Here is a 9,230-nt window from a genome sequence, read left to right on the forward strand (position 1 = left end):
ATCGTCAGAAATACTTTTGGCGGCGTGCCGACCATCAGCTTTCGGGCGGCGAGCATGTTTGCGTTGTTGGAATCTACCTGCCAATTCCTGGATCCACTTTCCTCGCGGCAGCAATATCCGCGTCTCCCGCGGCTGCGTCTCCCTTGAGGTGCTTGGCCTTACCGCGCCGGTACAGGGCATCGGCGAAGGTCGGCTGCAGCCGGATCGCCTCGCCATAGTCCAGAATGGCGCGATCCAGATCACCCTTGGCCTCGTAAACCTCTCCGCGGTTCTTGTAGGCCATGGCAAAGTTGGGATTGAGGGCGATTGCCGATGTGTAGTCGGCGAGCGCGCGATCCAAATCACCCTTGTTAAAGTACATTGCACCCCTGCCGAGGTGGGTGGATGCTTCCTTGGGGTCGAGGCTGATGGCCCTGTCAAAATCGGCAAGGGCGCGATCGAAGTCGCCCTTGGCGGTGTAAACGAGACCACGACCATTAAAGCCGTAGCCGGCTTTTGGATCGAGCCGGATGACTTGCTCGAAGTCGGCCATGGCGCGGTCGAATTCGTTTCTCAGCAAATAGAGGTGGCCGCGGCTCTTGTAGAGCAACGCACCGTTGGGGTCGATCGAGATTGCTGTTGTGTAATCGGAGAGGGCGTGATCGAAATCATTTCGTGCATAATAGAGGCCGCCGCGGTTGGCAAAACCTGCGGCAGCCTTGGGATCGAGCCGGATTCCCTGATCGAAGTCGGCCATGGCGCGGTCGAGGTCGCCTGTCGCGAAATAGACCATCCCGCGGCCGATGATGACCAAGGCGTTCGTGGGGTCGAGCGAGGCCGCCTTCGTATAGTCAGCCAGCGCGTGGTTGTAATCTTTCCTCACCAGATATACGTCGCCGCGCGAGCCGATAGCAACGGGATCATTGGGATCGAGCTGGATCGCCCGCTCGACATCGGCCAAGCACCGATCGAGGTCGCCCGTCTGGCCATAGGCTCTGGCACGAAATAGGAGGGCTTTCGCAAGATCTTTTCCGGCATATTTGCGGGATTCGATCGCGCTGGTGCATCCCGCAATCTGCTCGCTCCAGGGGATATCAGGCTTGCCGGCGCATTTTGCGTCCGGCACAGTCTGGGCCTGAACGCGGAATGTCAGCAGCACCAACGCAAATGACAGGACTGAACAGATCATCCCGGCGGACGTAATCAGCGAATTATGTCTCTTCATCCATTGCGTCCGACTCTTCGGTATGACGATCAGAGGATAGCGGCGAGCGATACGCCAAATGCCGAGACTTAGTCGCCGGTAAAGAAGTCTTGGTTCAATCGACCGGAGCCACACCCTAGTCGATCGGCTTGAACGTCCCGTCCTTCTGGATCACCGTCAAAAACACTTTTGGCGGCGTGTCGATCATGCGGATGCCGACGGTGATGGTGCTGCCGCTGATGTCGAAGCGGCCGACGTCGTTGATCACCCGCAGCAGCCCGGCGCGCGTCGGCTTCGGTCCGGCCTTCTCCAACGCGGCGGCCGCGAGGCGTCCCGAGATGTAGCCCTCCAGCGACACGAAGTCGGGCGTCAGCGTCCGGTCGAACGCCTTCTGCGCCGCCTGGTAGTCGGCAACGAGCTTTTGCGATGCGTCCCAGGGAAACGGCACGACCTGCGAGACGATGACGCCTTCGCCCTCGGATCCGAGCTCCTTGGCGAGCGCATTGGCGCCGACGAAGGAGATGTTGACGAAGGTCGGATTGAGACCGCTGCGGTGCACGAGCTTGATGAACTCCGCACACGGGCCGTAAGTCCCGACCATGACGATCGCTTCAGGCTCGGCGCGCCTGAGCATCCGCCAGGCGGACGCGACGGCCTTGGTGTTGCGCTCAAAAGTGCCCTCGGCGGCAAGCTCGAGGCCGCGCTTGGCGAGTGCGCGCTTCACGCCGAGGAGACCATCGCGCCCGAAGGCGTCGTCCTGGTAGAAGATGCCGATGCGGCTGAACTTGCGCTCCTCGGTGAGATGCTTGATCCAGGCCTCGGCCTCCGCAGCATAGGAGGCGCGGATGTTGACGACGTTGCTGAGCTCTAGGTCGCGCAAGAATTCCGCGCCGCTGAACGGGCCGATGAAGGGAATGTTCCTGAGGCTGGTGATCGGAATGGTCGCCATCGCGGTTGGCGTGCCCACTGCGCCGATCAGCGCGAATACCTTGTCCTCGTCGATGAGCCGCAGCGTCTGCGCCACCGAACGGTCGGGATCATAACCGTCGTCGCGGCTGATCAATTGCAGCTTGCGGCCGTGGACGCCGCCCTTGGCATTGATCTCGGTGAAGGCGGCGACGATGCCTTGCCGCATGCGTAAGCCAAGCGCGGAGGAGGGCCCCTCGAGCGCCGCAGCCTGGCCGAACAGGATCGCATCGGTGCTGACGCCGACCTCCTCGCTTCGGGCTTCCGGCGCAACGAATGCGGCCAGCACGACGGCCAGAACGATGCATGTCGCGGAACGGACTCGTGTCATGGCGGCGCTGATACGGGATTTGCGGGAATTACGGGAGAACGATAGTGCCGCCGTCCGTAACCGCAAGGCCGATCGCCCTCCGTATTACTCCGGAGAATTGTTGCAATTGTTTCCATGGTGCGGCGACTGGCGCAGGAAAAGTTAACTAAGCCCCGCAGTCGCGCCCGGCGACGCAAGGAAATTGTGCACTTCTTAACCGAGCCCCATGTCCGATCGTTTCCTGACGGCTCAACCAGAAGTTCGACCCGTCACGCCAGAGGGACGGCTTAAGAGAGATGGGCGATCGCGATCAGAATGATCAGGATCGGAAGCGCATGATCGGGCGATGGCGCCCTGCGCCGCTGTCCGGGCTCTACCGTCCTGCGCTCGTCGCAGCAAGCCTCGGCGTATTGTTCTCGGTGGTGGGCGCGGCTGCGGTCGGGCGCTGGGAGGACCGCGTCAACAAGGTCGAGTTCGAGAACGCGGCCGAAACCGAAGCCATCGTCATGCAGAACGGCATGAACGAATATATCAGCCGGCTCGTGGCGCTGCGCACCCTGTTCGAGTCGACCAACGAAGAAGTCACCCGCAGCGAGTTCGAGACGTTCGCCGGCCGGCTGTTCGAGCATCACCCAGGCATGCTCCGCGTCGCCTGGCTGCCACGCATCAACCGCAAGGAGCGCGCCGAATACGAGGCCGCCGCAGTCGCGGACGGCGTGTCCGGCTATCGCATCAAATCGCTTCAGGGCCAAGGAAACGATCAAGGCTTTGCGACCGCGCCGCAGGGCGAGGAGTATTTCCCGGTCTTCTATTCCACGCAGCCGAAGACCTCGCCGGTCTACGGCATGGACTACGCGACCATTCCGGATCGCTATGCCGCGATCGAGCGCGCGCGCGACAATGACCGGATCGCGGCGCTGCGCACGCAACTCTACGAGCCGCGCGACGGCGGCCAGTCGCCCAACGTCCTCGTCGTCGTTCCCGTCTACGCCAAGGGCACCTCGCGCGACACTGTTGCCGATCGCCGCCGCAACCAGGCGGGTGTCATCGTCGCCGTGTTCGATCTGCCGCTGCTGCTGCGTGCCATCCGCACCACGACGGCGGCAAGTCCCGCGATCAGCGTCAACGTCTATCCGCCCTTCACGGGGCAGATCGTCAGCCTGGAGCAGTCGCTGCCGGATTTCTCGTCCTCGGCGACCGCGCCGCAATCGATGAGCGACGTATCGAAGGGCGTGCACTGGTCGGGTGGCTTGCGGATCGGCGATACCGATTGGCAGGTGCGTGCGGTGCCGACCGTCGGCGGTCCGCTGGAGACCGCCTATGACCGCGCGCTCACGGTGCTGGTCGTCGGCATGCTTCTGACGCTGTCGCTGGCGAGCTATCTCGCGCTCGCAAGCCGCAACTCGCGGCGGCTGTCGCTGGCCAACCGCCGGGTGCTCGAGCTCGCCCAGACGGACATCCTGACCGGCCTGCCGAACCGCGCATTCTTCCTCGCGCGGCTGGACGAGATCAACCGGCAGATGCGCGAGGACGGGCTGACCTTCTCGATCCTGATGCTCGATCTCGACCGCTTCAAGAACGTCAACGACTCGCTTGGCCACGGGGCCGGCGACCTCTTGCTGCGCCAGGTCGCCCAGCGCCTGAAATCCGCGCTGCGCCAGAGCGACGTGCTGGCGCGGCTCGGCGGCGACGAGTTCGCGATCATCCAGGAAGGCTGCGACGATCAGCGGGTATGCTCGACCGAGCTCGCGAGCCGGATCGCCAAGCTCGTCACCGAGCCGTTCTTCCTGCCCGGCCATCGCGTGGAGATCGGCACCAGCATCGGCATTGCGATCGCGCCGGAGCACGGCAGCAACCAGGAACAACTTCTGAAGAAGGCCGATCTCGCGCTCTACCGCTCGAAAGGTGCGGGGCGCAACTGCTTCACCATCTATGACGAGGCGATGTCGGCCGACCTCGAGGCGCGCAACATGCTCGAGGGCGACCTGCGCGACGCGATCGCGCGCTGCCAGTTCGAGCTGCACTACCAGCCCTTCATAGATGTCGCCAGCGGCCAGCGCCGCGGCTTCGAGGCGCTGGTGCGCTGGCGTCACCCGACGCGCGGGCTGATCCCGCCGGACCAGTTCATTCCGCTCGCGGAGGAGACCGGCCTGATCGTGGCGCTCGGCGAATGGGTGCTGCGGCGCGCCTGCGAGGACGCGGCGTCATGGCCTTCGGACACACGGGTCGCCGTCAACCTGTCGCCGGTGCAGTTCAAGGAAGCCGAGCTGTTCGATGTGATTTGCGCGGCGCTGGAAGATTCCGGCCTGCCGCCGGAGCGACTCGAGATCGAGATCACCGAGTCCGTCCTTTTGGAGCGCGGTCTCGAGAACCACGCCTTCATGGAGCGGCTCAAGAGCATCGGCATCGAGCTGGCGCTCGACGATTTCGGCACCGGCTATTCTTCGCTGAGCTACCTGACGGCGTTTCCGTTCGACAAGATCAAGATCGACAAGTCCTTCATCAGCAATCTCAGCCACCGGCCGCGCAGCTCGGCCATCATCTCCTCGATCGTGACGTTGGCGCGCGGCCTCGACATGTCGGTAACCGCCGAGGGCGTCGAGACCAGCGAACAGTTCGAGCGCCTGAAGGGGCTCGGCGTCAACTTTGCGCAAGGCTATCTCATGGGACGGCCGCAGCCGATCGAACTGATCGCGCCGGAGGCGCCGGTCTCCGGCTCGCAGCTCGACGCGGCTTGAGACCCATCGCCGCGCAAAGGTCCGTCACGCAAGCGTGGCCCGGGCATGCACGAAAAGCGCTTGACCCGGACATCCCCCGATGATCGGAAGGATCGTCCAGGGATGAAACAAACACAATGCGGCTTCCGTTCTTCTATGGCTGGGTGGTAGTCGCGGTGACCTTCGTCACCATGGCCATCGGGGTCAACGCGCGCACCGCCTTCTCGTTGTTCTTTCCTCCCATCATCTCCGAGTTCGGCTGGGAACGCGGCGTCACCGCAGGCGCCTTCTCGTTCGGCTTCGTGGTCTCGGGCGTGGTCAGCCCGCTGATCGGCCGGCTGATGGATCGCGCAGGTCCCCGCGCGGTGATGGAGGTCGGCGTCGCGCTGATGGCGGCCGGTCTCCTGCTGGCGCCGCTGACGAGCCGGCCCTGGCATCTCTATGTCACCATGGGCGTCATGGTCGGCGCCGGCAGCGTCTGCCTCGGCTATTCCGGCCAGTCGTTGTTCCTGCCGAACTGGTTCATCCGCAAGCGTGGCTTCGCCATAGGCATCGCCTTTGCCGGCGCCGGCATCGGCTCGGTGACGCTGCTGCCCTGGGTGCAGCACATCATCGAGCAGAGCGGCTGGCGCACCGCCTGCACCGCGATGGGGCTGTTGCTGCTGATCGCGCTGGCGCCGATCAACCTGCTGCTCCGCAAGCGGCCCGAGGATCTAGGTCTACTGCCGGACGGCGACACCGCGCCATCGGCAAGCGCGGCAAGGCCCGTCTCCAACATCGTCGATCCCGTCTGGGCCGGTACCGAATGGACGCTGAAGAGCGCGCTGCGCACGGCACGCTTCTGGTGGATCGCACTCGGCTATTTCTGCGGCCTGTACATCTGGTACGCGGTGCAGGTGCACCAGACCAAATTCCTGCTCGACATCGGCTTCAGCCCGCGCGTCGCAGTGTGGGCGCTCGGCGCGGTCAGCCTGCTCGGCATTCCCGGCCAGATCCTGCTCGGCCATGTCTCGGACCGGATCGGCCGGGAATGGGTCTGGGCGACGAGCTGCGCAGGCTTTGCGATTTGCTTTGCTGCGCTGATCGCCCTGAAATTCGAAGCCTCACTCTGGCTCGTCTACGTGATGGTGTTTTCGCAAGGGGCTCTCGGCTACGGGTTGACATCGATCATGGGCGCGGTGGTGTTCGAGATCTTCGGGGGCAGGAATCAGGGCAGCATCTTCGGTATGATCATGCTGGCCGCGCTGGCGGGCGGCGCGGCCGGACCATGGGCGACGGGCCTCCTCTATGACCTTGCCGGCGACTACACGCTCGCCTTTGCCATCGCGATGGTCGTCAGCGGTCTGTCGGCGTTGTCGATCTGGCAGGCCGCACCTCGCAAGGTGAGGGCGGTCGCCGGCCGGCTGCACAAGCTTCACCCCGGAGCCGGCGCCGGATAGGGTCGCCCGCTTCACAAATTCCGTGGTCCTCTTCGCGGTTTCTTAAGCATGTCTCATCTTGGCAAGCCGACGCCAGGTTGAGCCAACTTCTTGGACACTATCGGACCGCTAGGCTTGCAGCCCTTGTCGCACCTTGCGACGCGCCCGGGTCCAACGATGTCCGCCGAGGATTGCCCTGCGATCGGAACTCCGGAAGTCCTGCTGGCTGCGCTGGAGCTGGCCGAGGACGGCGTTGTCATCGTCGACGCCGACCGCAGAATCACGCATTTCAATGCAGCCGCGGAGCGGCTCTGGAAACTCCCGCGGACGGACGCGCTTGGACGTGACGCCGGCATTCTCGCGCTCAAGTGCCTGCAGGCCGACCCGGTTACCGATATCCGCGACGAGATCAGCCTCGTGCGGCGCGACGGCACGAGGCTCAGGGCCGCCATATCGCTTTCGTCCATCGGAACGACCCATCACGCCGTTTTCGTTCGCGACGTCACCGAGGAGGCCGAACGCCGCGTGCGGATCGGGCTGCTCAACGCGGTGTCCGACCAGACCAATCGCGCGGTGATCATCACCGATACCGAGCTGAATATCCGTTACACCAACGCGGCCTTCGCCGCCGTGTTCGGCTATGCCACCGATGAGGCTGAAGGGCGGCGCGTGAGCGAGCTCGTGGCCGGACGTCACACCAACCGCAGGGCGCTTGCAAGGCTCGGCAAACGGCTGATGGCGGGTGGCCGCGGCGGCGAAGCCGAGGTGATGCTGTACAGCAAGGATCGCGAGGAGATCTGGGTCACTGCCAGGATCGACGCCTTTCGCGATCGCAAGGGCAGGGTGAAGCATATCTTCGCCCTGCTCGAGGACATCACCGAAACCAAGCAACTGCGATCGCTCCAGCAATTGATCACGTCTGCGCTGGCGGACGAAGTCCCGATCACCGAGATCGCCGACCGGTTGTGCCGGCGCGTCGAGGAGATCGCGCCGGACGTCGTCTGCTCGCTGCTTCATGTCGATGCCGCCGGCTTCGTGCATCCGCTCGGCGGTCCCAGTCTTCCGGAGGACTATTCGCGGGCGCTGGACGGCGTCGCGATCGGACCCGATGTCGGTTCCTGCGGAACGGCGGCCTATTACGGCAAGCCGGTGCTCGCTGTTGATATCGACAGGGATCCGCGCTGGCAGCCCTACAAGGCGATGCCGCTGTCGATCGGCTTGCGCGCCTGCTGGTCGACGCCGGTCAAGTCCAAGGACGGACGGGTCATCGCCACTTTCGCCTTCTACTACAGGGAGCCGCGCGCGCCGAGCCGCTGGCACCGGCGCATCGTCGATGCCTGCGTCAATCTCGGTGCGCTCGCGATCGAACGGAAAGAGGCGCGCGCCGAGATCGCGCGGCTCGCCTACCACGACATCCTCACGGGTCTGCCGAACCGCGTGCAACTGCGCCACCTGATCACGGCCGCGATCGACGCTTGTCGACCCGGCAGCCATGTCGCGCTGGCGTTCCTCGATCTCGATCATTTCAAGGACGTCAACGACACGCTCGGCCATGCCGCGGGCGATGAGCTCCTGGTCGAGCTGGCGCATCGCCTGCGCGCGCAGATCGAGCCCGGCGACATGCTCGGCCGGCTCGGCGGCGACGAATTCGTGATCCTGTTGCCGAACCGCGACGCCGAAGGTGCCGCGCGCGTCGCGCGCCGGATCACCGAGGCTCTGGCCGAGCCGCTGCGGCTCGGCGCGCGGCAGATGCAGATGTCCGCCAGCATCGGCATCAGCCTCTATCCCGATCACGCCACCGATATCGACGCGCTGATGCAGCAGGCGGATGCGGCGATGTACAACGCCAAGCAGGCGGGACGTTCCACCCATCGCTTCTTCTGCGCCGACATGAACGGACTAACCGAGCAGCGCCTCGCTCTCACGGCGGCGCTGCGTCGCGCCATCGCCGAGGACAAGCTCAGCCTGCGCTACCAGCCGCAGGTTCGCACCGCCGACGGCGCGATCCATGGCGTCGAGGCGCTGGCGCGCTGGCATGACGCTGATCTCGGCGACGTTTCGCCGGCCAAATTCATTCCGCTCGCCGAGGAATGCGGCTTGATCGAGCAGATCGGGCTGTGGTCGATCCGCGAGGCCTGCCGCCAGATGGCTGGCTGGCGCCGCGCCGGGCTCGACATCCCCAGCGTGTCGGTCAATCTCTCGCCGATCAATTTCCGTAACGTCGTGCTGGCAAAGCATGTCGCAAGCGTCCTCGCGGCGCACGATCTGCCGCCGGACGCCCTAATGCTCGAGATCACCGAGGGCGCATTCATGCAGGAGCGGGCGGTTGCGCTCGAGACCATGAAGGCGATCCGCGCGCTCGGCGTCGGACTGTCGCTGGACGATTTCGGCACCGGCTATTCGAGCCTCAGCCGGCTTGCGCATCTGCCGATCCGCGAGCTGAAGATCGACCGCAGCTTCATGCGCGATATCGAAGCCGATGCCGGCGCGCTCGCCATCGCGACCGCTGTCGTGCGCGTCGGCCAGGGCCTCGGCATGACCGTGGTTGCCGAAGGCGTCGAGACCGAAGCACAGCGCAGGGTCTTGGCCGAGCTCGGCTGTGACGTCGTGCAGGGCTTCCTCTACGCGCCGGCATC

General features: G+C 64.7%; 5 protein-coding genes. 3 read left to right on the forward strand and 2 right to left on the reverse strand.

Annotation, left to right across the window (positions count from 1 at the left end):
* Window positions 1-73: 73 nt before the first annotated feature.
* Entirely contained in the window at window positions 74-1,138 is a 1,065-nt protein-coding gene (locus tag SO156_RS35635) for a tetratricopeptide repeat protein (RefSeq protein ID WP_498538033.1), read from the reverse strand.
* A 181-nt stretch (window positions 1,139-1,319) separates the two neighbouring features.
* A complete protein-coding gene (locus SO156_RS35640) occupies window positions 1,320-2,480 on the reverse strand; it encodes an ABC transporter substrate-binding protein (RefSeq protein WP_498538034.1) in 1,161 nt (386 codons plus the stop codon).
* Window positions 2,481-2,794: 314 nt separating this feature from the next.
* Here SO156_RS35640 and SO156_RS35645 point away from each other — a divergent pair, with 314 nt between their 5' ends.
* The 3 genes from SO156_RS35645 to SO156_RS35655 all read left to right on the forward strand — a co-directional run.
* Entirely contained in the window at window positions 2,795-5,197 is a 2,403-nt protein-coding gene (locus tag SO156_RS35645; protein WP_498538035.1) for a bifunctional diguanylate cyclase/phosphodiesterase, read from the forward strand.
* A 116-nt stretch (window positions 5,198-5,313) separates the two neighbouring features.
* Window positions 5,314-6,615: an MFS transporter gene (locus SO156_RS35650; RefSeq protein WP_498538036.1), complete on the forward strand. Its 1,302-nt coding sequence runs from the start codon at window positions 5,314-5,316 to the stop codon at window positions 6,613-6,615.
* Window positions 6,616-6,771: 156 nt separating this feature from the next.
* Window positions 6,772-9,230: EAL domain-containing protein (locus SO156_RS35655; protein ID WP_498538037.1), on the forward strand; the 2,459-nt coding region annotated here is incomplete at its 3' end.

It is taken from the genome of Bradyrhizobium sp. UFLA05-125 (genome assembly GCF_059803515.1).

Bases quoted from the DNA above. Each gene is read 5' to 3' on its own strand.
- SO156_RS35640 (WP_498538034.1), bottom strand. From the start codon at position 2,480: ATGACACGAGTCCGTTCCGCGACATGCATCGTTCTGGCCGTCGTGCTG.
- SO156_RS35650 (WP_498538036.1), top strand. From the start codon at position 5,314: ATGCGGCTTCCGTTCTTCTATGGCTGGGTGGTAGTCGCGGTGACCTTC.
- SO156_RS35645 (WP_498538035.1), top strand. From the start codon at position 2,795: ATGATCGGGCGATGGCGCCCTGCGCCGCTGTCCGGGCTCTACCGTCCT.